The organism is Bacillus sp. SIMBA_154 (assembly GCF_046536015.1).
GTDB classification, from domain to species: Bacteria; Bacillota; Bacilli; order Bacillales; family Bacillaceae; genus Bacillus; species Bacillus pumilus_P.
In genome coordinates this window covers 64,085-88,346 of the sequence record NZ_JAWJBV010000014.1, presented here as the reverse complement: position 1 = coordinate 88,346, position 24,262 = coordinate 64,085, and the positions used below count along the sequence as shown (strand labels likewise).

General features: G+C 42.6%; 25 protein-coding genes and 2 pseudogenes. 11 read left to right on the top strand and 16 right to left on the bottom strand.

The features are described from left to right. Positions 1–147 precede the first annotated feature (147 nt). Genes ytpR through R0K30_RS16605 form a run of 4 tightly spaced genes read right to left on the bottom strand, consistent with a single transcriptional unit; the run spans position 148 to position 2,937 of the window. Entirely contained in the window at positions 148–753 is a 606-nt protein-coding gene (gene ytpR / locus R0K30_RS16620) for a YtpR family tRNA-binding protein (RefSeq protein WP_410611767.1), read from the bottom strand. A gap of 19 nt (positions 754–772) precedes the next feature. Beyond that, positions 773–1,582 carry a DUF1444 domain-containing protein gene (locus R0K30_RS16615; RefSeq protein ID WP_099726835.1) on the bottom strand — a complete coding sequence of 270 codons (810 nt, stop codon included), beginning with the start codon at positions 1,580–1,582 and terminating at the stop codon, positions 773–775. A gap of 19 nt (positions 1,583–1,601) precedes the next feature. Further along, complete coding sequence (locus R0K30_RS16610; protein WP_034322446.1) at positions 1,602–1,922, bottom strand: thioredoxin family protein; 321 nt, start codon at positions 1,920–1,922, stop codon at positions 1,602–1,604. Next, on the bottom strand, positions 1,909–2,937 hold the full coding sequence (locus R0K30_RS16605; protein ID WP_099726834.1) for a PTS sugar transporter subunit IIC: 1,029 nt from the start codon (positions 2,935–2,937) through the stop codon (positions 1,909–1,911). The genes R0K30_RS16610 and R0K30_RS16605 overlap by 14 nt, the downstream gene beginning before the upstream one ends. Before the next feature lie 200 nt (positions 2,938–3,137). Between R0K30_RS16605 and R0K30_RS16600 the strand changes: the two genes are divergently transcribed. Next, the gene (locus R0K30_RS16600; protein ID WP_410611764.1) at positions 3,138–3,584 is read left to right on the top strand and encodes a YtoQ family protein; all 447 of its coding nucleotides are present in this window, start codon (positions 3,138–3,140) and stop codon (positions 3,582–3,584) included. Positions 3,585–3,793: 209 nt separating this feature from the next. On the opposite strand, the gene R0K30_RS16595 is transcribed toward R0K30_RS16600, so the two are convergent. Continuing rightward, positions 3,794–4,867 (bottom strand): M42 family metallopeptidase, encoded by a 1,074-nt coding sequence (locus tag R0K30_RS16595; RefSeq protein ID WP_230031064.1) that lies wholly within the window; start codon positions 4,865–4,867, stop codon positions 3,794–3,796. A 199-nt stretch (positions 4,868–5,066) separates the two neighbouring features. Between R0K30_RS16595 and R0K30_RS16590 the strand changes: the two genes are divergently transcribed. After that, positions 5,067–5,381, top strand: coding sequence for a PepSY domain-containing protein (locus R0K30_RS16590; protein WP_099726831.1), 315 nt, complete (start codon positions 5,067–5,069; stop codon positions 5,379–5,381). 44 nt (positions 5,382–5,425) lie between these two features. Here the strand turns inward: R0K30_RS16590 and R0K30_RS16585 are convergent, their stop codons facing one another. The 3 genes from R0K30_RS16585 to trmB form a co-directional block, all read right to left on the bottom strand. Then, entirely contained in the window at positions 5,426–7,123 is a 1,698-nt protein-coding gene (locus R0K30_RS16585; protein ID WP_410611761.1) for an NAD-dependent malic enzyme, read from the bottom strand. Between the two features lie 74 nt (positions 7,124–7,197). Beyond that, on the bottom strand, positions 7,198–8,046 hold the full coding sequence (locus tag R0K30_RS16580) for a YtnP family quorum-quenching lactonase (protein WP_410611758.1): 849 nt from the start codon (positions 8,044–8,046) through the stop codon (positions 7,198–7,200). A gap of 123 nt (positions 8,047–8,169) precedes the next feature. Beyond that, on the bottom strand, positions 8,170–8,811 hold the full coding sequence (trmB, locus tag R0K30_RS16575) for a tRNA (guanosine(46)-N7)-methyltransferase TrmB (RefSeq protein ID WP_230031067.1): 642 nt from the start codon (positions 8,809–8,811) through the stop codon (positions 8,170–8,172). Positions 8,812–8,999: 188 nt separating this feature from the next. Here trmB and R0K30_RS16570 point away from each other — a divergent pair, with 188 nt between their 5' ends. Beyond that, on the top strand, positions 9,000–9,275 hold the full coding sequence (locus R0K30_RS16570; RefSeq protein WP_099726828.1) for a YtzH-like family protein: 276 nt from the start codon (positions 9,000–9,002) through the stop codon (positions 9,273–9,275). Here the strand turns inward: R0K30_RS16570 and R0K30_RS16565 are convergent. The 4 genes from R0K30_RS16565 to thpR all read right to left on the bottom strand — a co-directional run bounded on the left by R0K30_RS16565 (position 9,272) and on the right by thpR (position 12,848). Then, positions 9,272–10,072: a phosphotransferase family protein gene (locus tag R0K30_RS16565; RefSeq protein ID WP_180275495.1), complete on the bottom strand. Its 801-nt coding sequence runs from the start codon at positions 10,070–10,072 to the stop codon at positions 9,272–9,274. The genes R0K30_RS16570 and R0K30_RS16565 overlap by 4 nt on opposite strands. A 285-nt stretch (positions 10,073–10,357) precedes the next feature. Beyond that, positions 10,358–11,287 carry a YegS/Rv2252/BmrU family lipid kinase gene (locus R0K30_RS16560; RefSeq protein WP_230031069.1) on the bottom strand — a complete coding sequence of 310 codons (930 nt, stop codon included), beginning with the start codon at positions 11,285–11,287 and terminating at the stop codon, positions 10,358–10,360. A gap of 48 nt (positions 11,288–11,335) precedes the next feature. Further along, positions 11,336–12,271, bottom strand: a complete 936-nt coding sequence (locus R0K30_RS16555) for a hypothetical protein (RefSeq protein WP_099726824.1) — start codon at positions 12,269–12,271, stop codon at positions 11,336–11,338. Between the two features lie 25 nt (positions 12,272–12,296). Next, on the bottom strand, positions 12,297–12,848 hold the full coding sequence (gene thpR, locus R0K30_RS16550) for an RNA 2',3'-cyclic phosphodiesterase (RefSeq protein ID WP_410611754.1): 552 nt from the start codon (positions 12,846–12,848) through the stop codon (positions 12,297–12,299). Positions 12,849–12,942: 94 nt separating this feature from the next. Between thpR and cysK the strand changes: the two genes are divergently transcribed. Beyond that, a complete protein-coding gene (gene cysK / locus R0K30_RS16545; protein WP_410611752.1) occupies positions 12,943–13,872 on the top strand; it encodes a cysteine synthase A in 930 nt (309 codons plus the stop codon). Positions 13,873–13,926: 54 nt separating this feature from the next. Here the strand turns inward: cysK and R0K30_RS16540 are convergent. Both R0K30_RS16540 and pepV read right to left on the bottom strand, forming a co-directional pair. Then, positions 13,927–14,547: pseudogene (locus R0K30_RS16540) on the bottom strand (Type 1 glutamine amidotransferase-like domain-containing protein). A gap of 29 nt (positions 14,548–14,576) precedes the next feature. Beyond that, entirely contained in the window at positions 14,577–15,977 is a 1,401-nt protein-coding gene (gene pepV / locus R0K30_RS16535) for a dipeptidase PepV (RefSeq protein WP_410611750.1), read from the bottom strand. Between the two features lie 94 nt (positions 15,978–16,071). On the opposite strand from pepV, the pseudogene R0K30_RS16530 reads away from it, so the two are divergent. Together R0K30_RS16530 and R0K30_RS16525 are read left to right on the top strand one after the other, a co-directional pair. After that, positions 16,072–17,371: pseudogene (locus R0K30_RS16530) on the top strand (NCS2 family permease). 369 nt (positions 17,372–17,740) lie between these two features. Beyond that, on the top strand, positions 17,741–17,962 hold the full coding sequence (locus R0K30_RS16525; RefSeq protein ID WP_008356419.1) for a DeoR family transcriptional regulator: 222 nt from the start codon (positions 17,741–17,743) through the stop codon (positions 17,960–17,962). Between the two features lie 54 nt (positions 17,963–18,016). Here the strand turns inward: R0K30_RS16525 and R0K30_RS16520 are convergent, their stop codons facing one another. Together R0K30_RS16520 and R0K30_RS16515 are read right to left on the bottom strand one after the other, a co-directional pair. Further along, positions 18,017–18,733, bottom strand: coding sequence for a pseudouridine synthase (locus tag R0K30_RS16520; RefSeq protein ID WP_099726819.1), 717 nt, complete (start codon positions 18,731–18,733; stop codon positions 18,017–18,019). Positions 18,734–18,749: 16 nt separating this feature from the next. Next, the gene (locus R0K30_RS16515; RefSeq protein WP_410611747.1) at positions 18,750–20,372 is read right to left on the bottom strand and encodes a putative polysaccharide biosynthesis protein; all 1,623 of its coding nucleotides are present in this window, start codon (positions 20,370–20,372) and stop codon (positions 18,750–18,752) included. Between the two features lie 175 nt (positions 20,373–20,547). Between R0K30_RS16515 and R0K30_RS16510 the strand changes: the two genes are divergently transcribed. From R0K30_RS16510 to R0K30_RS16490, 5 genes are all read left to right on the top strand, one after another. Then, positions 20,548–21,819, top strand: coding sequence for a BaiN/RdsA family NAD(P)/FAD-dependent oxidoreductase (locus R0K30_RS16510; protein WP_099726817.1), 1,272 nt, complete (start codon positions 20,548–20,550; stop codon positions 21,817–21,819). Continuing rightward, complete coding sequence (locus R0K30_RS16505; RefSeq protein ID WP_410611744.1) at positions 21,816–22,013, top strand: hypothetical protein; 198 nt, start codon at positions 21,816–21,818, stop codon at positions 22,011–22,013. The genes R0K30_RS16510 and R0K30_RS16505 overlap by 4 nt, the downstream gene beginning before the upstream one ends. A 140-nt stretch (positions 22,014–22,153) precedes the next feature. Continuing rightward, entirely contained in the window at positions 22,154–23,686 is a 1,533-nt protein-coding gene (opuD, locus tag R0K30_RS16500; RefSeq protein ID WP_099726816.1) for a glycine betaine transporter OpuD, read from the top strand. A gap of 114 nt (positions 23,687–23,800) precedes the next feature. After that, the gene (locus tag R0K30_RS16495) at positions 23,801–23,932 is read left to right on the top strand and encodes a CbrC family protein (RefSeq protein WP_230031073.1); all 132 of its coding nucleotides are present in this window, start codon (positions 23,801–23,803) and stop codon (positions 23,930–23,932) included. A gap of 115 nt (positions 23,933–24,047) precedes the next feature. After that, positions 24,048–24,218, top strand: coding sequence for a CbrC family protein (locus R0K30_RS16490; RefSeq protein ID WP_349631381.1), 171 nt, complete (start codon positions 24,048–24,050; stop codon positions 24,216–24,218). Positions 24,219–24,262: the final 44 nt, after the last annotated feature.

The window sequence follows — 24,262 nt, the reverse complement described above, 5'->3', positions numbered from 1 at the left end:
TTTCTCTATTATAAAATGAGGAGATGTAAATTTTAAGGAAAAAAATAAAGCTGTCGAGATTTTCTCGACAGCCTGAGTCACTAAGTACGTACTTAGTGACTTTTCGTATAACACATTCTTCGCTCATATGTGCCCGTTTATGGGAGGTTAGGCTTCAAAGGGTTCGCCAGCTTCGTGGGTTCCTTCTAGAACAAGGATCCCTTTTTCAGCAGGCGCATCTGGAAGATCTAATTCTTTTGCAGAACAAATCATTCCGCTTGATGGTACACCTCTTAGTTCAGCATCTTTGATGATCAAGCCGCTTGGCATCACTGCGCCGACCTTGGCAACAACGACATATTGACCTTGATCGACGTTTGGTGCACCGCACACGATTTGTAATGTTTCTTCGCCAACATCTACTTGGCAAATGTTTAATTTATCTGCATTCGGATGCTTTTCCTTTTCCTTCACATAGCCGACAACAAATTTTGGTGATAGATCGACAGTCAACGTTTCACTGACACCGTTGCGGTTTAAAATTTCATTGATATCTTGAACAAGCGTTTCAGAAAGCGGTACAGATCCGTTTTCTTCAATTTTCATGTAAGTGGATGCGTTGAAGATATTAAAGCCTGTTGTTTCTTTTGTGTCTTGATTGAAGATTCTCACGACATCTCCAAACGTTTCATGACCTACTTCTTCTCTTGTCACATCTTTTAATGAAATAAGAAGTGTGTCGCCTACACCTTCTGCATTATAAAAAGCATTCATTCTTCAAAATTCCCTTCTACTACTGTTTTGGTCTGCTTTTCGCAAGAATAAAGATCGGTTCGAGCTTGCCCTCATCATATAAAAATGACAATGCGGTAATTGGAACCGTGCCGCTGGCGAAGAAGCTCATCGACATTTGCCCTAAAATATCATAGCCTGAATCATTGCGAACATCTGCAATGATGAATACATCTTGATGGGGAACAGAAATGGCCATCTGTCCCTCTATTTTTTGCGCGTATTCTTGTAAAATCGATTCATTTAAAAGTCTGCTGGCATCATATCCGTCATTGGCACGGAAGAAATAAAACCGATTGCCTGCGACTTCATCCATTTTCACCACGGTTTCAAGTGAGCGGACGTTAAAGCTTGCGGTTTCCCTGATTCGCTCTTTTGTCCAGTTTTCCTTTTGAAGCATCTTCTCATCAATTAATCTGTAGGTGCTTCCAAGGTCAAGCGCATAGTAGATTCTTGTTTCAGCTGTATGCTCATCAAAAACGAGCGGAATCTCGTCACTTGATGTCTCTGGAAAGGAAGTCGAACGAATAACCGGATAGATTTGCTTTTCTTTACCTGATATGTGCTGCGCTTCGCCTTTCATTGCGCTTAGTGCCTCTTTCACATAGTAAACGATCTCATCCAGTGTTTCATCAGGCTTTACTTCCCACTTCGCAATAATTGGCGGAAGCTCAAGCGTGATGCCTTTACCTGTTTGTTTATCTTCAATACGAAGCGTATCTTTTTCCCGGTCAAACTGGTGTGACCAGCTGTCACTCGTCAGACGGCTTTTCAATTGATTGGCAAGCTGTCTTGATGTCATTTTTGCCATAGTTAAGACTCTCCTTTCGTTATTTAGAAAGAGAATCTGTTAAAAATGCTTCAATCTCTTCCTTTGTCTTACGATCTTTGCTGACAAAGCGGTTGATCTCTTGTCCGTTTTTAAAGACTAAAAAGCTTGGAATGCCGTAAATTTCCCACTCTGCACAAGTGTCAATGAACTGATCTCTATCGACATAGAAGTATTCAAATTCTGGGTAGTTTGCTTCAAGCTCTGGTAAGAATGGTTCAATAAATGTACAGTCCGGGCACCAGTCAGCTGAGAATAGTAATACCGTTAAGTCTTGTTGAATTACTTTTTGTAATTCTTCGTTTGATTCAATTTTTTTCATGTTTCATTCCTCCAGTTTGTATGGTTAAATCTCCGAATTGTATATAGCCTTTCTTTCTCATCCATTCTGATACTACCAAACTAATCACTGCCGGGCCAACGATATGCAAGAGAGCAATCGCGAGTAGTACGGATGGATGAAACCCCATGACTGTGAGCGTCATCAGTTGTCCAACAAGACCGCTCGTTCCCATTCCTGCTCCTGCCGCATTATTGACCATCCCAAAGCCAATAATACCAATTGGTGCAAGAATAAGGCCCGCAATCGTCGGCGGAATGAGGATGAGGGGGTTTTTCACAATATTCGGTAGCTGCAGTTTTGACGTCCCAATGCCGACAGCGGCAAGACCGCCAAAGCGGTTTTCTCTAAAGCCTGCAGCGGCAAAGCCGACCATTTGAGCGCAGCAGCCGATCGTTGCAGCACCAGCCGCTGTCCCGCTTAAATCAAGCATCAGCGCAAGCGCAGCACTTGAGATCGGTGAGCTGAGCGCAAGTCCAACAATGGTTGCCACAAGCATACCCATGATCAGCGGACTTTGATCTGTTCCCCACATGATGAGCCTGCCTAGCCCTGTCATCATACCTTCAATCCCAGGGCCGATCAAAGCGGCGGTGAAAAAGCCCGTCATAATGGTGACAAGCGGTGTTAAGATAATATCAATTCTTGTCTCTCCACTGACAAGTTTGCCGATTTCCACACCAATTAATGCTGCGACAAAGCTTCCGGCAGGTCCTCCAAGCTCTGCTCCTGCGGCACCTGAGACCACACTCGCAAAAATGATCAGAGGAGATGCATTTAAGCGATACGCAACCGCTACGCCGATCGCCGGTCCCATGAGCCCCATGGCCAGCGTTCCCATTTTGATGATGAGTGGAAGTGATAACAGGCCGCCTGCTGTTTTTAAGATCAGCCCTACCACTAATGTTGCAAATAGACCTAAAGCCATATAAGAGAGTGCATCAATGAAATACACCTTTGGCGAAAGGGAAATGCCCTTTCTTTTCAAATAAGTCATCAACGTCGTCTTCCTGCTTTCTCATAGGAAAGACGAAGAGGCCTGTCCTTCCCATTATATGTAGTCTTCTTACGATGAAAAATAGTCTCTACCATGAATATCATAATCATATTTTTTTTGCTTTATCAAGCACTTCTTGTGTAACATGAAAAGAAACAGGACAAACCTTTACTAAGTTTGTGCACAAGGAGGAGATTGTTATGCAATTAACCGTCTATTTAGCTGGAGAAATTCATAGCCAGTGGCGTGATGAAATCAAGGAGAAAAGCCAATCTTTGAAGTTACCTGTAACATTTGTTGGCCCAATGGAGAATCATGACCGATCAGATCACATTGGTGAAGACATTTTAGGCGAACAGCCGAATGCCATTTTAAAAGACGATGCTGCTTCTGATTTGAACAATTTCCGTACCGAGATTTTATTGACCAAAGCAGATGTTGTCATTGCCCGCTTTGGTGAGAAATATAAACAATGGAACACTGCAATGGATGCATCTTCTGCCATCGCCAAAGGAAAACCTCTTATTTTGATCCGTCCAAAAGAGCTGCACCATCCATTAAAGGAACTATCAAACAAAGCAAATATCACTGTGGAAACAGTGAATCAAGCGATCAAGGTGTTATCTTACGTGTTTGAACAGCAATAAGAAAGAAGGCTGCCCTCATTGAAGAGGCAGCCTCAGCGTGAAGACAAACCCTCGCATTCGGTGTCAGTTCTGCGTGCTGGTGCTCACGAATATCAAATTCGCTCCGCGCCAGTACTCGGCCTTCCTAGACTTCAAGGGTTTTCATATCACGCTGAAAAGAAGCCAAAAGGATAAAATGTTTTTTAGTCTTTTGTCCTCTTTTCTATCATTTACACCTGTTGATAAATAGAATCCACCGTGCTTTGATCACAGCTTTTAACAAGACGAACAATTAACTCTTTTGCCGCAGCGTAATCATCCACATGCAAGACAGAATGACTTGTATGAATATAGCGCGCGCAAACACCAATCACAGCAGACGGCACACCTTGGTTTGAAATATGAACACGTCCAGCATCAGTACCACCCGGTGATACGAAATATTGATATGGAATGTTATTTGTTTCAGCAGTATCGAGTACAAAGTCTCTCATGCCACGGTGCGTAATCATCGTTCGATCAAAAATACGAAGAAGTGCACCTTTTCCAAGCTGGCCGAATTGTGTTTTGTCACCCGTCACATCATTTGCAGGACTCGCATCTAAAGCAAAGAATAGATCCGGCTGAATCATATTAGCTGCTACCTCTGCACCTCTAAGCCCTACTTCTTCCTGAACTGTTGCACCTGAATACAGCTGACATGAAAGGGTTTCGTCTTTTAATTCTTTTAATAATTCAATGGCAAGTCCGCAGCCATAGCGGTTATCCCAAGCCTTTGCTAAGATCTTTTTTGGATTCGCCATTGGGGTAAAGACCGTTGCAGGGACGATTTGCTGTCCTGGGCGAATGCCAAGCTCTTTTGCCTCTTCCTCGCTATCTGCACCAATATCAATGAGCATATCTGACGGCTTCACAGGTTTGCTTTTTTGTTCTGGTGTCAGAAGGTGAGGTGGTGTACTAGACACGACACCAGGAATTGGCCCATGATCGGTATGAACGTCCACACGCTGCGCGAGCATCACTTGACTCCACCAGCCGCCAAGTGTTTGAAAACGAATCATCCCGTTTTTCGTAATCGATGAGACCATGAAGCCCACTTCATCCATATGGCCAGCCACCATGATGTTTGGTGCCTTTTCTGGCCCCTTGCGTACGCCAAACACTCCGCCAAGACGATCCTGAATCAGTTCATCGGAATATTTCTCAAGTTCCTTTTTCATAAAAGCACGCACATGGTGCTCATTACCCGGAGTCCCCTGTAATTCTGTTAAATTTCGGAAAAGCGACAATGTTTCTTCGTTCATTCTACAGTTTACCTCGTTTCTATGTAATAACCATATATATTCCTATAAAAATAACACTCACTTTATACTATAAGAATTCTTTCGGTTTTCCAAGTATCTCTCCAGAAATTTTGAATATGCTTTTAAGTATTCGGATTTCTTAACATCAATGGACAAGTTTTGTATAATGGAAAAAACAGCAATACGGAGGTGCAGCACGTTGAAGTTAAAACATGTTTTGATTGGTGCGAGTATTGGCGTAGCCGCTGCAATGATTGCAAAGAAAGTATTTTTCCCTACGTATATCTCGTCTGAAAAAGCGTTAAAAATTGTGAAATCTGCTTTTAAACAGCGCGGTCCGATTGATGGCTCTTGGATCTATACTGTACCAGAGCCGTATACTGTAAATGGTGAAACGATTGATGTGTACAAATCTGGCATTACACGCTCTGCCTTTGGTGAGCTTGAACAGTACGAAGTCATGATTGATGCTAAAACAGGCATGATCGTTGATGTCATTGATTCTGTTGCTTGATAAAGAAAGCTTCGCAAAGACGTGTCCTTGCGAAGCTTCTTTTTTTATATGGCTTTGATTTTTTTGTACACAGGGTGCCACATGGCGTCTTGCACAGTCTGTATGAGATCATCCGGCGTTTCTTCGGCAATCCCTTCGTCAATCGCCGCTTGCGCAACACGGACAGCCACTGTGGCTGAAACCGTTCGAAGCTGCTCGACACTTGGCAGCATCGCCGCACCTGGTTTTCCGACATTGACCATGCTGGCAATGGCTTCAGCACTCGCCACAAACATGCTATTTGTCATCAGACGGGCTTTAGACACAATGGTTCCAAGACCAAGTCCTGGAAAAACAAGGGCATTATTTGCCTGCCCAATTTCATATGTGACCCCATTGTATTCCACAGGATCAAATGGGCTTCCCGTTGTCACAAGGGCACGTCCTTCTGTCCACTCAATCAGATCCTCCGGCTTTGCTTCTGAAAGAGGTGTCGGATTAGACATCGGTAAAATCGCTGGGCGCTCGACATGCGACGCCATTTCTTTCACAATTTCCTCTGTAAATGCCCCTCCTACTGTCGAGGTGCCAATTAAAATGGTAGGTTTAGCCTGCTTGACGACCTCTAACAAATCAATGGAATGCTTTGGACCATTACGCGCATAATCCTTTACTTCCTCAGAATGTCTTGCATATGGCTTTTGGAAAGGCTGAATTTCAGGTGAATCATCTGTGAGCAATCCATTTTTATCTATACACCAGAAATGGTCATATGATTCCTCTTCTTTGACCCCATCTCTTACGATAGCATCACGAATTTGCTCTGCTATGCCAATACCTGCTGTACCCGCTCCAAAGATGACGATTCGATGGTCCTTCAGCGGAACCTTCGATGCTTTTACACATGCCAGAACCGCAGCAAGTGAAACCGCTCCAGTTCCTTGAATATCATCATTGAATGTACAAATACGGTCCTTATATTTCTCCAAAATGGCGCGGGCATTCTTTGTACCAAAGTCTTCCCAGTGAAGAAGTGCATTCGGAAAGGTGGCGCGGGCAAGCTCAACATATTGATCAATGAACTCATCATAGCGCTCTCCTCGAACGCGAGAGTGCTGATTTCCGACATAAAGCGGATCATTCAAGAGACTTTCTTGATTCGTCCCGGCATCAAGCACCACTGCCAGCACGCGGCTAGGATCAATACCTGCCGCCGCTGTATAAACAGCCAACTTCCCCACTGAAATGGCTATGCCGCCAACGCCCCAGTCTCCGATGCCTAAAATGCCTTCTGCATCAGTCGCAACGATTAAGTCAATCGATTCATCGACACCGTAAGAGGCAAAAATCTCTTCCATGCCTTCTAGGTCATCAATGGATAAATAAAGTCCTCTAGGTTTTCTATACTCATGGCTATAACGCTGAATCGCCGTTCCTACGGTCGGGGTGTATACGATCGGAAGCATTTCCGCCAAATGATCATTTAATAATTTGTAAAAAAGCACTTCGTTTCTGTCATGAAGCGCTGTTAAATAAACATTTTTCCCAAGCGCATCTGGCTGTGCTTGGAACTGCTCATATGCACGCTTCGCCTGGTCTTCTAACGTTAAAACTTTAGGCGGGAGAAATCCCTTTAAACCAAGCTCTTCCCGCTCTTCCTTTGTAAATGCAACCCCTTTGTTTAAATAAGGGACAGACATGACTTCCATCCCTCTTAATGGTGTCTCGATAACATCACCCTGTACACGATAAAATTGATTCACCTGCACTCTTCCTTTCACAAGTTCATTTTGTCGTTATTTTGTGTGAAAGGCGAAAAAAACATACAGATGATCTTTTATCTTCCTGCTTCTCTTTTGACTTCATGTATGATTTGCCCGTCTTCATCCCACTTCACAGCGCGGTAAATGGCATCATGATAAAACAAGTACCATGCATTTTGTTCTTCTGCGAATGCTTGCCACTTTTGTTTGGCGGGAATCGAAGTCATCGGAAAATCGTCATATGCCAGCACCCAAAGTGGATTTTTATGAGCGTGTGTTGGCATGATATCAGCTAAATGAATCGCTGTTTCGCCCTGACTTGTGAGCGTTAAGATGCTGTGACCATTGCTGTGACCACCTGTATGATGCAGATGAATTCCTTCTGTCACTTCGATGCTTTCTTCAAATGTGACCACTTGATCTGCTACAGGCTCCCAGTTTTCTTTCCAATATGTATTTCTTGAGCGAATATTCGGCGCTCTCATCTCATCCCATTCGATTTTGGATGTGATGATTTTTGCCTGCTGAAAAACAGACACGAGTTGATCACCCTCACGTTTTGTTAACCCGCTGGCATGATCGAAGTGCAGGTGGGTCATTAATACGTAATCAATGTCTGATGGACGTAGACCGAGAGCCGCAAGCGATTCCTCCATTTTGGTCTCTTCTGTTACGCCGTAATTTCGTTTTTGTTTATCCGTCAGCTTCCCTGATCCGATGCCGGAATCCACTAATAGATGAAGACCATTCCACCGAATGAGAATCGGATCACACCGTAATTCAATTTGATTGCGATCATTCACAGGGTATTTTTTTGACCATAACGGCTTTGGCACCACACCGAACATCGCACCGCCGTCCATGTGAGTATCTCCCCCGTTTAACCAGAACAGTTCCATTTCGCCTATTTTCATTGTCTCCATTGCTGTCATCCCTCCTTTTTCTATCGTAGCAAATACAGCGGAAATTCGCATGCACCAATCCTCTAAAACATTTCATCAAAAAAAGCTGACGCAATCATTCATTGCAGCCAGCTTTTTCTTTTATTATTCTGGATATTTCACTTCTGATCGATAGATGGGTTGTCCTATAGAAGAGAATTTCTCTTCATATTCTGTCATCACATTTCCTTCTAGACCATCCTCATGTAAATCAAGACTTACATACGTTAAAAGGAGTCCGTAAGCAGAAAAGCTCTTTAAGGAATATTCAAATAATCCGCGGTTATCTGTTTTGAAATGTAATTCACCGCCTGGATGGAGAATATGTTCATATCGCTCTAAAAAGGCTTTAAAGGTCAATCTGCGCTTTTCGTGTCTTGCTTTTGGCCACGGATCAGAGAAATTCAAATACACCCGGTCAATCTCATTTTCTGCAAACACATCTGTCAGTGTCTCTGCATTAATGTTTAAAAGCTTCACGTTTTCTACATCTGTTTCTTTGATTTTATCTACTGCTGTCACTATGACACTTTTAAATAATTCAATCCCAATATAGTTTATATCAGGATGAAGCTTGCCCATTCCAGCAATAAAGCTCCCTTTCCCTGTCCCAACTTCGATATGGATTGGATGATCATTTCCAAACAGCTCATGCCATTTCCCTTTATACTGTTCAGGGTTTGCTAGAGCAATATGAGCATTTTCAGCTAAGTAATCATCAGCCCATGGTTTATGTCGCATTCTCAATTTGATACACCTCTATTTTCTTTACATTTTATCAAGATACCATGAAACATAAAGACCCGCAAGACAGCATCTCATATGCACATATGAAAAAGACCAGCCCTTATTTGAGCTGGTCTGCCGCATGTATAAATTGGGCGCTAAATGCACAGTTTAACCACATAAACGACACGCAAGAAAGGAGCATACGTATGGGATTAAACCGCCAACATCAACTTCAATTAATCAAAGATATCTTAACCGATCACCAGCTGGATTGCTGTGGGACTGTTGCAGAATATGAACAGGTGGGACGGGTCATTCAATTAATGCTGGCGAAAGAGACCCTTGATGCCGATGTTCGTCAGCTGTTAACAGATATTTATGATTACAGCCAAAAGGGCACCTCTGTCAGTTCAATTGATGCACATATCGAGGAGCATCAATCTCATCTGGCTGAATGGGTCGAAAACATTCCACTGTCTTAATGGATGTTTAACCGTTTTAGCAGTGCGTTTAGCTCCGCTTGCACTTCTTTTTGCGCCTTTTCATTTCCTTTTCTTTTATGCCAAACGACAAACGATACGGTTTCAGCGAGCACGTACCACGCCATGCGTTTCCGCAAATTGTCTGTCAGCGGGGCGCCGTACATAGAGAGCCAGCTTTCCCAGTTCTTTTCATCAACATAGTGGTATAAAAGCGGTCCAAGATCAATCGCAGGGTCTGCAATCATTGCCCCATCCCAATCGATCAAATAGAGCTGGTTTTCATCTGTCAGCAGCCAATTATTATGATTGAGATCACAATGACATACGACCTTATCCTCGAAATGGACTGCCTCCACATGCTTCTCTAAATACTGGATGGCACGCGTGATATCAGGTGAATCAATCTGCTCTTTTAAAATGGACTGCTTCAGATGCATCAGAATAGATTCTGGGTCTAGAGAGTGCTTCTCTAATCGTTTCAGCATATCGAGCAATTCTTTAGAAGTATGAATTTTTCTTAGCTGCTCCGCCACAGGACGGTCATTCATGTCCTTTGGCTTCAGCTCTCTGCCGCTCAGCCAATGCTGCGCAGTAATGACATCCCCATTTTCCATCCGTTTTGTCCAGACAAGCTTCGGCACAATGCCTTCAGCTGACAAAACCGCAAGAAACGGTGACGTATTGCGTTTTAAAAATAGCTTTTGGTCATTGTGTGTTGCGAAGTACGCATCTCCCGTAGCGCCTCCAGCAGGAGAGATGTGCCATTCGCTACCTAATATTTGTCCCAACCAGTTCATATCAATTTTCAACCCATCATTTCTTAAAATATTTTAAATCGTGCTTTTTTAGTCGACAAAATTCAGCCGATTGAAGGTCAATTGGCTGTTTCTTTTTTTATTTATATGATCATAAAAACAAAAAGGACAGCTATTGAGAATGAGATGCTAAACAATAGCCGTCCTATAGATTTTATCGCTACCTTCTTATACTCGTCAAGCAAAACTAAAAAATCAGGACAAGAACCTTTTGAAAAGGAAGGCTTTTTTCATGGTTCTGTTGCTGGCACATACGCCGGCAGTCATTTAAGCACGTAATTTTAAGGATCGTTCACTAGCCTTCACAAAGACAGGAGTTGCGCCGATCACTTCACCATCTGCGTGAAATAAGATTTTTTCATCTGCCTCCAAGTACACTTCCTCATGCTGAAACAAGGAGACTCCCTTCATCGACAGGTGCTTTCGAAACACCATCGCACTTAGAAACAAGAGGACTTTGAATGGATTCAAATCCGTGACGACGATCGTTTGAAAGCCTGGCTGCCTTGCACTTGCTTCTGGCGCTGCTTCCAGCCCTCCGCCATAATACGGATGATTGCATACGATCACAAACCACACTTGGCGAAAGACTTTTCTCTCATCTTCAATAAAAAGAGCAAGATCAAACGGCTTGAATGACCATAAAGAATGAAGAAATGACAGCGGGTAAATGATAAACCCGAGCTTGAGTCGCTTCAGCCACTTTTTCCCTCTAAAATGCACCGTTTTCCTCAAGACATGCGCGTCAAACCCAGCACCAATATGATTGAGAAAGAGAACAGATTGCGGGCTTTCTGCATGATCGTGAAAAGAACCGAGAGAAAATGTTTTAGTGAGCATTCTCTTTTGCTTTCTCACTTCTTTTAACACATCGTGACGATGGATACCGAGCCCCTTCGCTGCGTCATTCCAATGGCCAGCGGGGACAAAACTCAGCTGCACATGATCGATTTCTTTTAAGCCATTCAGCACTTCATGAATGGTGCCGTCACCGCCAATGATGATCAGGCGCTTCAGCCTGTCATCTTGCATGGCGCTAATCTGTCTCGCCAATACTTCCGCATGGCCTTCATGCTGGGTGAGAAACGACCGGTATGAGATCTCCACCTTTTGTAACTCTTTCTCTATGCTCCTCCAAATGCGGAGTCCTTTTCCATGTCCTGCTGCTGGATTGACGATAAAGTACCATTCATTCATATATTAGCTCCACTCAGGTCTCATGTTACGCGACCTTCCATCATGCCTTTAATCGAGCCATTCCTGCCTTCTTTTGCTGTCTGATTCACCATAAGCAAGCAATGCCTTTGTCGCCTTAAATTGCTGGTGCTTTGTCGGCGCCGTATTTTTCCGCTGCTTTTCAAACCATTCTTCAGCCTTCTTCTTATCGACAACCTCCATCCCGTATGGCACTTCAGGTAGGTCAATATAAGAGGTTCGGCTGATCAGGATTTTTTTCACAGGAAGGTCTACACCACTTTGCTGTAAAATCTTTGACACTACGGTTCCAGAGCGCAGAAGGCTTGCACAAGGGTTCAAGATGGACTGAACAGCTTTCCCCGTCGCCCGCTTTTCCCAAAAACGTTCCTTGGATCCGATATATACGCTGTCTGGCTCTGCCTCTAAGAAGGATAAACAGATCACTTCCAGCGGCGTAATGATCACGGAGCATAATTCCATCTCAGCTTTTTGAATGAGCAGCACCGGCTTGTACATCACAAAATAAGAATCTGGCAGCTGCCTTGCAAGCATACGCAGCTTTTCATCATACCGAATGTGATGGGATACGGTTGAAATGTGAGATAGCGTCGAGCTGGCCCATTTTAATTGAACATCATATAGATGATCCTTAAAAAAGTGAATGAGCTTCGTTTCATCGGTAGGGACGTTTCTGAAGACACCTTGCTCTATATCTGTTGGCTCGTTAAAAAGACTCAGGTCTCGTTCCTTTTTCATATCGGCTTCTTTTTGCTTTCTCTTTAAGGAGAATTTCTTTCTCTTTTCTTCCTCTTGTTCAGGCGCTTGTTCAAGGGTTTGGTCGACCTGCTGCTGCGCCTCCTCTTTCGAAGCTCTTTTTAACTCGTCCCATCTTTGTTTTTTCAATCGAATAAACTGATTGATGTAATGATGCGGGTCTTGTTCATATCGTGATATATAATCTTGGATTTTGATAATTTGCGCCATCTGCTGCTCACTCCAACTTCTAGAATCATTTATGTAGGGTAAATTGTTTGATTGTGTGATAACGTGGGGTTTCTTTCGGACGTATTTCAAATAAAGCAATAATAGAAACCTCCATCACATATGGCTCTTTACGTAAAGGCGATTGTTCTGCATAAGGCTGATCCGCATTCCATTTGCGCGCAATCGTCATATGCGGATGAAAAGGTCTCTTTTCGACAGGATGACCTGCTGACAATACGGATTCTTTCACCTTTTCTCTTAAATGCATGAGCGGCCTGCTTTCACTCGGCTTTGCAAAAAAGACTCTTGGGCGCTCCTTTGTACCAAACTGTCCTAACTCATTCAGCTCTAGCGGAAATGAAGATGCTTCATTTGAAAGGTTTTCAAGCAGCTGAATGATCTTTTCCAAACGCTCTTTTGGAATGGCTCCTAAAAATACAAGGGTTACATGATAATCACTTGGAGCTGTCCATTTTTGAAATGACAGTCCGCTCCTTTGATCGATGTCTGTTTTGATTTGATGCGCAAGTTGTTCAGGGATGTGAATCCCAATAAAATAATGACGGCTTTCTGACATCATATCACCTGTCCTTTTTCAACAAACTTTACGAATCCCCATTGATGATAGTATAACTAAAGAAATGCGGAATGAGAAGAAAGGGTGTCACATGATGAAGGTTGCACAAAATATTGCTGAACTGATTGGCGATACACCGCTTGTCAAATTACAGCGTCTTCAGCCAGACAATGCGGCGGCTGTTTATTTAAAGCTGGAATTATTTAATCCTAGTGGAAGTGTGAAAGATCGTGCTGCTTACAATATGATCGTTGAGGCAGAAAGACAAGGGAAGCTCACAAAAGGGGCGACCATTATTGAGCCAACTAGCGGAAATACGGGGATTGGTTTGGCGATGAACGCCGCAGCAAGAGGCTACAAAGCGATACTTGTCATGCCTGATACGATGACAAAAGAAAGAATCAATATTTTAAAGGCATACGGTGCACAGGTCGTCTTAACCCCAGGAGAAGAAAAAATGCCAGGCTGCATTCGCAAGGCAGTAGAACTAGCTGCTCAAATTCCTCATAGCTTTATTCCAATGCAATTTGACAATGGAGCGAACCCCGATGCTCACAGAGGGACAACAGCTGTAGAAATCATGGAAGCTGTGAAGCAACTTGGGCAGCCTCTTGCTGCCTTTGTCGCAACAGCTGGAACTGGCGGAACCATTACAGGCACTGGTGAGGAATTAAAAAAGGCATTCCCCGGCCTGACCATACGTGTGGCAGAACCGAAGGGATCTCCAGTCTTATCTGGCGGGAAACCTGGCAAACATAAGCTCGTTGGCACAAGTCCAGGATTTATCCCAACTATTTTAAATGAGCATGTCTATGATGAGATTGTGCAAGTGAGCGATGAAGATGCGTACCACATCACACGGCAGCTTGCCCGTCTTGAAGGAATTTTAGTTGGCCCATCATCTGGCGCAGCTTGCTATGCTGCCATTGAAACAGCCAAACAAATGCCTAAAGATCATATCGTCATCTGTATGACAGCAGATACGGGAGAACGATATTTATCAAGTGATGTTTTTCAAGATTAAAAAAGGAACAGGGGGATGAGTCCCTGTTCCTTTTTCTTCGTTTCACGGTCACGTCTATTTGACCGACTTCACCTCAGCCTGCTCACCTGTAACGAGTAGAACCTGTTCATCAGTGAGCGGGCATAAAGCAAGTTTATGCTGATGCTGCTCGATAATTTGCTGCGCGGCTTTACCTAAATAGGCATGTTGCATATGCGGTACCGGATAGCTGCTGATTTCATTGATCCCTTGAAACGATGACAGCTCCGGCGCCTTCTCCGGATCATCCATCAATTAAATATATTCAATGCTTGGCGCCATGATGATACTCCCTGCTGATTCTCCAATGTACAGCTTGCCTTTGCTCATTTCTTCTTTCAAGACGTGATCGAGGCGATGCTTTCGTAATTCCTGTAACAAATAAAAGGTATTGCCTCCTGATACGTAGATGACATCATTTCGTTCGATCATATGTGTGATCTCTTGGGCAGTATGCTCAGCCATTTGAACAGTCTCTAATGGCATATCTAATTGATGAAAGGCCTCTTTTGCTGCCTCCACATAGTGCGTTACTTCTTCCACAGCACTAGCTGTTGGAATAAACGTCACGCTTTTTCCTTTTAATGATTCACCCGCAAAGTCAGACAAGAGAGAATAGCTGTCTTTGAATGAAGAGCATAAGAACATTTTTTTCACTGTGAATCCCCTCTTCTCTTTACCTTTTTCTATTTTGCCAATTCATACATAGCTTGTGCATATAGAGCTGTTGCTCTTAGTAAGTCATCGATTTCGATATATTCATCCTTTTGATGGGCGCAATCTGGTCTGCCAGGGAATAGAGGGCCAAAGGCAACTCCTGCTTCTAAAGATCTCGCATACGTTCCTCCTCCAATGGCAATCAGAGTTGCTGGATCTCCAGTTTGTTCCTCATATACCCGCTGCAATGTTTTCACAAGTGGATGATCTTTTGAGACGTGATGCGGAGGGCTGTCATCGAATTTCTCAATGGATGCCCCTTTGATGCTTTCAATCCCTTTTCTTACGTCCTTGCCGTCTGCTGTCACGGGATAACGGACGTTTAAGCCGAGTTTCGCTTCCTCGTTTTGTGTATAGCGGATCGTTCCAACATTTAGGGTTAAGTCGCCGCTAATGTCATCATTACAAGCAATTCCTAGCTTTTGTCCTCGTGTGTCCTGATCAAATAAAGACTTTATTTGTGATGTAAAGGCAAGTCCTTGTTCATCTACATCATGCCCACATAAGAAATTCGCCATATGAATGCCCGCATTCGTGCCATGCGCCGGCTCCATTGCATGGACTGATACACCTTTTAATGTGAAATGCAGCCCATCCGCTGTGTTCTTTGCCTCACCGGATAATTGATTTTCAGCGAGATAGGCTTCAAAAGCTGCTTTTAACGCTTCTGCATCATGTTCCTGCGCCGCTGCCACAGTGGCAGCGGCCTCATCTGGCACCATATTGAGCCTTATCCCTGATGTGAATTGCTTGAGTGTATAGCGCTTATCGTCCTCTGTTTGTTGATATGTAAATGACACAATGGCATCAATGATCCCTTTTTCAGCATGAATAATCGGAAAATCAGCATCTGGCGCAAAGCCAATTTGCGGCATCGCTTCATGCTTGAAATAATGGTCCACACAGCGCCAATCGCTTTCTTCATCTGTTCCGATGATCATTCGAATCTTTTTCGACAGCTGCATGCCCGCATCTTTTAACATCTTAAGAGCGTAGAAAGCGGCCATGGTTGGCCCTTTATCATCAATTGCCCCCCTTGCAAAGATTCTATTTTCTCTGATATCCGCTGAAAATGGCGGGGTTGTCCAGCCGTCACCTGCGGGCACCACGTCCACATGGCATAGCACACCTACAATGTCTTCGCCTTGTCCATATTCAATATGACCTGCATAGCCATCGACATTCTTTACTGTGAAGCCTTCGTCTTTTCCTTTTTTCAGCATGTACTGAAGGGCCTCATCCACTTTTTCACCGAACGGCTTCCCTTCTGTTCCACCTTCTTCATCAAGGACACTTTCAATTTGCAAAAAAGATTGTGTATCCTTAATCAGATCTTCTTTTTTTCGTATCACTTCAGCTTCCCAATTCATTATTCCATTCCTCCTTGAAAAAAGGTTGCAATCCATCCTTAAAACGAATATTATATTAATTGTTTTGTAATAATGTTCGTAAATGGAGGATTTTATGTTTCAATTAAAAGAAAACCAAACCAACATAAAGAAAGAATTACTCGCTGGTATGACGACATTCTTTACTATGGTATATATTGTAGCCGTCAACCCAGGAATTCTTTCAAAAGCAGGCATTCCTTTTGACCAAGTCTTTACTGCAACTATCATCGCTGCTGTCGTCGGTACGCTCTGGATGGCACTATTTGCAAACTATCCGATTGCCATTGCACCAGGCATGGGACTGAATGTCTATTTCACCTTTACAGTTGTCGGCGGTGGCGGCATCAGCTATCAAACGGCGTTCAGTGCGGTATTTGTTGCTGGTATACTCTTTATTATTTTATCGTTAACATCCCTTAGAAAACAACTGATTCAAGCGATTCCAGATAATTTAAAGTACGGGATCACAGCAGGAATCGGGCTTTTCATTGCGTTCATCGGTCTCTCGGCAGTCTGGCATCATTGCAGCTGACCCTGAGAATCTTGTGAAGCTTGGCAACTTAAACTCACCAGTTGTCATTTTAACGCTCGTTGGTTTAATGATTTCAGTTATTTTAATGGTTCTTCAAGTAAATGGAGCCCTGTTTATCGGCATGTTAGCGACCACATTGATTGCGCTCGCGACAGGCCAGCTTCATTTCCCTAAAATGCTGATGGACGTCCCAGCTCTGCCTGAAGGGATGCTGATTACAAATCCATTCGCTGCCTTTGGTGATGTGTTCTCTCATCATTTATATGCCGTTGTCTTCTCATTCTTACTTGTCACGATTTTTGATACAACTGGAACAATGATCGGGGTGGCGGAACAAGCAGGATTAATGAAAAATGGCCAGCTGCCAAAGGTGCGCAGAGCCTTGCTCGCTGACTCTGCTGCGACGACGGTTGGCTCTATGTTTGGAACAAGCCCAACCACCGCTTATATTGAATCATCCTCAGGGGTTGCTGCTGGAGGAAGAACTGGACTGACTTCTTTAACGGTCGCTGCACTGTTTATTGTGGCCTTGTTTTTTGGCCCATTAGTTCAAGCCATTTCTTCCTTACCTTCCATCACATCACCTGTTTTAATCATTGTCGGCTGTTTGATGATGAACTCAGTGTCACGCATTCGCTGGAACGAGCTTGACGAAGCATTTCCTGCTTTTCTTGTTATTCTCTCCATGCCGCTGACATCTAGTATCTCTACAGGGATTTCACTCGGATTTATTTCATATCCACTTGTGAAATTAGCGAAAGGGAAATGGAAAGAAGTCCATATTCTTGTGCTCATTTTTGCCGTCTTATTTTTCATTCAGCTCTTTTTCTTAGAAGGATAACAGAAACAAAAAAGGCACATTTCAAATGAGGAATGTGTCTTTTTGTAAATATCAATTTTTTATTTTGTAAATTTTCTGTGTTTATTTTTGTTTTTCTAAAGAGACATTCTTCGTCTTATTCCTTATGTTTATTGGGTTATAACCGTATTCAATTCATGTTATGTAACATATTTTATTTCATGAAGACAAATTAAAAATCACGTAAAGTTGACTTTTTGGTGGAACTAGATGCATAATAACGTGTATAATAGAATAAAACAATAAGAAACACGAACATTTACCATTGTTGCATGTCCTTATTTCGCAGTTTTAGTGTAGTAAGTTGTGGTTAGTCAAGTCCATCCGATCTTATTGATAGGGAGTGGTTTTTTGAAACCTTCAACAAACCGTATGATGACTCGAATTAAATCAGTCTATATGTTCATTCAAGAGAAAGGTCTTGTGACGACACAAGAGCTGGTTGATGAATTCGGGATCACACCTAGAACCATTCAAAGAGACTTAAACGTGCTTGCCTATAACGATCTTGTTCATAGTCCAAGCAGGGGCAAATGGGAAACAACGAGAAAAAAAGTAAAAATATCATCTTAAGCGTCTAATGACTGTCCATATAACAAAAGAACCGGCGATATGCCGGTTCTTTTTCTATTCTCGATTGATTAAGCTGTCTAATTCTTCTTCCTTCAATTCTCGGTACTCCCCGGGGGCTAGATCTTCATCTAATGAAACAGGTCCCATCGACAACCGTTTTAAAAAGATCACTTCATTGCCCACCGCTTGTGCCATCAGTTTCACTTGATGGTATTTCCCTTCGGTAATCGTTAAACGGATGCGTGTATCTTCGTCTTCATTCGCATCTACCTCAACCTTTGCCGGCTTCGTGTGATAATCGTCTAAAATGACAACCCCCTGCTCGAGACGCTCAATGTCTTGATCTCCTAAAGGGTATTTCAGATGAACTTCATACGTTTTCGGGACATGCTTTTTCGGAGAAAGTAATTGATGAGCGAGCTGCCCATCATTTGTGAGGAGGAGAAGACCGACTGTATCCTTATCAAGTCTCCCCACAGGGAATGGCTCCCTTGCGATATCCTCCGGCTCGAGTAAATCGACAACCGTTTCATCTCGCAGATCCTCCGTTGCCGAAATGACGCCATCTGGCTTGTTCATCATTAAATAAATGAATTCTTTATACTCAACACGCTCTCCGTGTACGAGCACTTCATCATTTGATGGATCGACATGATCTTTCACCTGCTTCGCCACTTCCCCATTCACTGTGACAGCCCGGGCTTTGACCAGCTTCTTCACATCTTTTCTTGAACCAAAGCCGCTATTGGCAAGCAATTTATCAAGCCTCATGAATATCCACCTCTTCTTAACTCTTTTTTCTTAAAAATGACGGCATCCGGCTGCCAAGTACACGCTCTAGTAATCCAACCTTGTAAGATAAGAACATATACACACCGCCGCCAGTCATCATTGAAATCAAAATAACGATACCAGCTTGTACAATTCCGCCTTCATAGGAGATCAATTGACTCACAAGCTGACATGTCACATAAGCCACAACAGCCATGATTGCTGTTAAAATGCTTATGAGTATAAAACGTTTGAAAATCCTGCGGAATGAATAGCCTGCATGGCGCTTAATCATGATGAACATATACAAGATCGACGCACTGTAGCCCAGTGCAGTTGCAAGCACAGAACCATTTCCTTGCAGCCAGCTGATGAGCGGGATATTCAGAACCGTTTTAATGATGATCCCTAACAAAAGACTGACAATGGCAAATTTTTGTTTGTTAATCCCCTGCAAAATCGCTGCGTTAATGGTGAATAAAGAAAACAATAACGCAACAGGCGCATACCAGAACAAAATAGATATCCCAATCTCAGGATGAACAGACGGATAGAAAAACCAATAAACCGGTCCTGCCAAAGCAGAGATTCCAAATGAAGCAGGCAGTACGAAGAATAGAATGACCTGCATCGTTTGATCAATTTGCCGATTGAGTAGCTTGTAATTACGTGCTGTAAATGATTCTGTAATCGTCGGAATCAATGTTAAGCCAAACGCTGTTGCAAGTGACACAGGGATCATGACTAGCTTCGGTAAATATAACGTCACAATGGACAGTACCGCTGTACTAATATCCTGATGTCCTGATGCAATCATGGCTCTGTTAATTGTATTTGTATCGATATAAGAATAAATTGGAATCGCAAGTCCAACAAACACATAAGGTGCTGCATAACTAAACAGCTCTGTAAACATTTGCTTATAAGTCAAACCAGAGTAAGCACCTGTATTCGGCTGCATAGATAGGAGACGGTCTTTCCGCTTCAGCCAATATAAATAAAGCGTAAATAATCCGCCAAATGCGCCGATAAGCGCGGCAAATGTTGCATATCCGACAGCAATAACAAGCCCACCATCAAGCACCTTTAAAATAATAAACGTCGCTGTTAATAGGAAGATGATTCTGACAAATTGTTCGATGACTTGGGAAACAGCTGTCGGTCCCATCATAGAGTGTCCTTGGAAGAACCCTCGCACAAGACTCATGATTGGTACAACCAAAAGACCTAAACTCACCATCCGAATCACATACACCACTTGATCGACGGTCAAACCGCCTGTTTCATTCGATCCGCCAAGCTGAATCTTGGCAAAAATCGGTGCGGTCAAATATAAAAGAGAAAAGGCGATAATACCGGTGACAAGCATGACCGACATACCCGCCCTGAACATTTTTCTAGTTGTTTCATAATCGCCGATTGCATTATATTTGGAGACAAATTTTGATACCGCTGTTGGAAAACCAAGCGTAGCAATACTTAAAAAGATCGTATACTGATTGTATCCATATTGGAATAGCGCACCACCAGTAGCTCCAACCATTGCGCTAAATGGAATTAAGTAAATCATACCAAGAATACGAGAGAGATACGTCCCAATCGTTAAAACCAACGTACCACGAAGCAGTTTATTAGACATGCGCTTAACCACCATTTTTCTAATGAATATTCAACTTAACTATTTTACCACATCATTTCATCGCACAGGTAACAATTCCAATACAGAAGTCACAAAACCAATCAATTCATATTTCAGCCTTCCCCGATCTTCGTTATAATAGAGAAATGACTGAAAGTAGAAAGAGGAATGTAACATGAAACATTACGATGTCATTGTCATTGGCGGTGGACCTTCTGGACTGATGGCCGCGATTGCATCAGCAGAGCACGGTGCATCTGTTCTGTTAATTGACAAAGGAAACAAACTTGGCAGAAAGCTGGCCATTTCTGGCGGTGGACGCTGTAACGTCACCAATCGCCTTCCAGTAGAAGAAATCATCAAGCATATTCCCGGAAACGGCCGTTTTCTATATAGTGCATTTTCTGAGTTCAATAACGAGGATATTATTAGATTTTTTGAAAACCTAGGCATTGAACTAAAAGAAGAAGACCATGGACGCATGTTCCCTGTCTCAAACAAAGCGCAATCTGTTGTGGATGCCCTTTTAGACAGACTTCGCGCTCTGAATGTCACCATTCGAACGAATGAAAAGATTAAAACAGTTCTGTATCAAGACGGACAAGCAGCTGGAATTGTTACAAATAATGATGAAAAAATTTCAAGTGAGGCCGTCGTCATTGCTGTTGGCGGGAAAAGTGTGCCGCATACCGGCTCTACTGGTGACGGTTATGCATGGGCGGAAGCCGCTGGTCATACCATTACAGAGCTTTTTCCCACAGAAGTACCAGTTACATCAGATGAGCGATTTATAAAAGAAAAAGTCCTTCAAGGTCTCTCATTAAGAAGTGTGGCCGTAAGTGTGTTAAATAAAAAGGGTAAACCCGTCGTCACACATGTCATGGATATGATCTTCACTCACTTTGGTTTATCAGGCCCAGCTGTTCTTAGATGCAGCGGGTTTGTTGTGAAGGAACTGAAAAAGCAGCCGACAGTCCGCCTGCAAATTGACCTATATCCGAAGCTTCATGACGAGGAATTGTTTCAAAAGCTGCATCATGCCCTAAAGGACGAACCAAAAAAAGCGATTAAAAATGTATTGAAGTCTTGGATGCAAGAACGCTATTTATTGTTCCTTTTAGAACGGAACGGTATTGATCCGCAGGACACATTTTCTGGCCTTGCCAAGGATAAACTGCGTGCGTTTGCCCATGATTGCAAACATTTCATCGTTCATGCAAATGGTACATTATCCTTGGACAAAGCGTTTGTCACAGGAGGCGGCGTTTCTGTCAAAGAGATTGAACCGAAAAAAATGGCATCTAAAAAAATGGCCGGTCTTTATTTCTGCGGAGAAATTTTAGACATCCATGGTTACACAGGCGGCTACAATATCACGTCAGCACTTGTGACAGGCAGGCTTGCTGGCATGAATGCTGCACTAGAAGTAAAGGAGAGAGATCAATGATCAGACGCGCACTTCCAATTGTACTTGCGGTCGTTATTAGTTTGACAGCCGCTGTTTTCATGAAGCTGTCGATTACCCCGTTAAAAGTCGCCATTGTTTTGGCGTTTACCATTTTCGCAGTTTTTTTAAAAGAATATGTCTACCGTCTTCGCAAACGAATTGAGGAAAAATCATCTTCACATATCGATGGTTGATAAATGGAAGGGAAACATGTTACGGTAAAATGGAGGACGAGTGAGAAACTCGCCTCTTTTTGTTTGAAAATAGTTGAGATAGGGGATATTAAACAAAATCCTCTGCTTAAACGTGTAGAACAACAGGAGAGTGAGATGGTGTGAAAAACGTATCAAGTGTATTTTGGATTGTGATTGCGATCACATTTGTTGCCGTTCTATGGGGGGCTTTTTCTCCAGAAACATTGCAAAATGTGACGGATCAAATTCAAACATACATTACAAATGACTTTGGCTGGTATTACTTATTAGTGGTATCACTGCTAGTCGGCTTTTGTCTATTCTTTATCTTTAGCCCAATCGGCAAAATTACGCTAGGAAAGCCGGGCGAAGAGCCTGAATTTGGTCTATTTTCTTGGTTTGCTATGCTATTTAGTGCTGGTATGGGAATTGGTCTTGTTTTTTACGGAGCAGCTGAACCGATCAGCCACTATGCCATTCAGTCACCAACAGGTGAGACTGAAACCGCACAGGCATTCCGCGATTCCCTTCGTTATACTTTTTTCCACTGGGGACTTCATGCATGGACCATTTATGCGATTGTCGCACTTTGCATTGCATACTTCAAATTTAGAAAAGATGCGCCTGGATTAATTAGTTCAACCCTATATCCAGTATTCGGAAACAGAATTCACGGATGGATTGGAAAAACCATTGATTGTATCGCGGTATTTGCAACAGTGGTTGGTGTAGCGACTAGTTTAGGACTAGGTGCCGCACAAATTAATGGAGGATTAAGTTATTTATTCGGCCTACCAAATAACTTCATGACTCAGCTCATCATTATTGCAATCGTTACGGTTCTGTTCCTTATCTCTTCTTGGAGCGGAATTGGTAAAGGTATTAAATATTTAAGTAACACAAATATGATTCTTGCTGCTTTACTCATGATCTTTTTACTCATTGTTGGGCCAACTGTTTATATTTTAAATTCATTTACAGATTCAATCGGACAATACTTATCAAATATTGTTCAAATGAGCTTTAGATTATCACCAAATGATTTTGAAAAAAGAGAATGGATTAATGGATGGACAATCTTCTATTGGGCATGGTGGATCTCTTGGTCTCCATTTGTCGGAATTTTTATTGCAAGGGTTTCACGCGGAAGAACCATTCGAGAATTTTTAATAGGTGTCTTAGTGGCTCCTTCAATACTCGTTTTCCTATGGTTCTCTATCTTCGGGGTATCAGCTATGGACTTACAACAAAACAATATCGTCGATGTTGCTAACATGTCCACTGAAACCATGCTGTTTGGAGTATTAAATGAATACCCACTCTCCATGATTACGTCCATTTTGGCACTTATCTTAATTGCTGTATTCTTTATCACATCAGCAGATTCAGCTACATTCGTACTAGGGATGCAGACAACCTATGGATCATTAAATCCAGCTAATAGTGTGAAGATCACCTGGGGCATCATCCAATCAGCTGTTGCTGCAGTGCTTTTATTTTCAGGCGGGCTTGAAGCCTTGCAAAATACAGCAAAACTAGCAGCTTTGCCGTTCTCAGTTGTCATCATTTTGATGATCGTATCGCTGTATAGATCATTAAATGATGAACGAAAGGCAATCAAACAAGCAAACAAAGTCAATAAACCAAGAAGTCCAAGAGTAAAAAAAGCATAATCGCAAGAAGAAAAAAGCCGTTATCCGAACGGCTTTTTTCTATAAAAACAATTTAAGACTTCTATTCCTATAAAATAGTGGTGAATCATTCTTTTCTACATAATGGAGGTTTATATGACGTTACCTACGTTCAAGTACAACCCAGACCCAATTTCATTAAACGTGATCAAAAAAGAGCATACGACATGTCCTGTTTGTGAGAAAGAAAGAGATTTATGTGTATCATGGTCCATTTTATTCCGTTGAAGATGTAGAAGAACTCATCTTCAGAACGCCAGGTTATTGCGGATGGCAGCAGGAATATTGATTAAGCCATTGCGGAGATTTTTGCGCGATTGTCCAATAAGTCGAGTGGAAAGAGATTGAACATTTAGAGGAAGGGCTCTCAGAGGATATCGAAGACATTTGTAGTGGTGGAGGATTAACGAAAGAGAACCTTAAGCAATGGCTCGTCAACGGAGGAGACTTACAAGGCTATCTCTTTCAATGTGTTCACTGCAACAAGCATCGTTTATATATTGACGCAAGTTAATCAAAGAGAAAAAGGACCCTTCACACAGGTCCTTTTTTGATGCC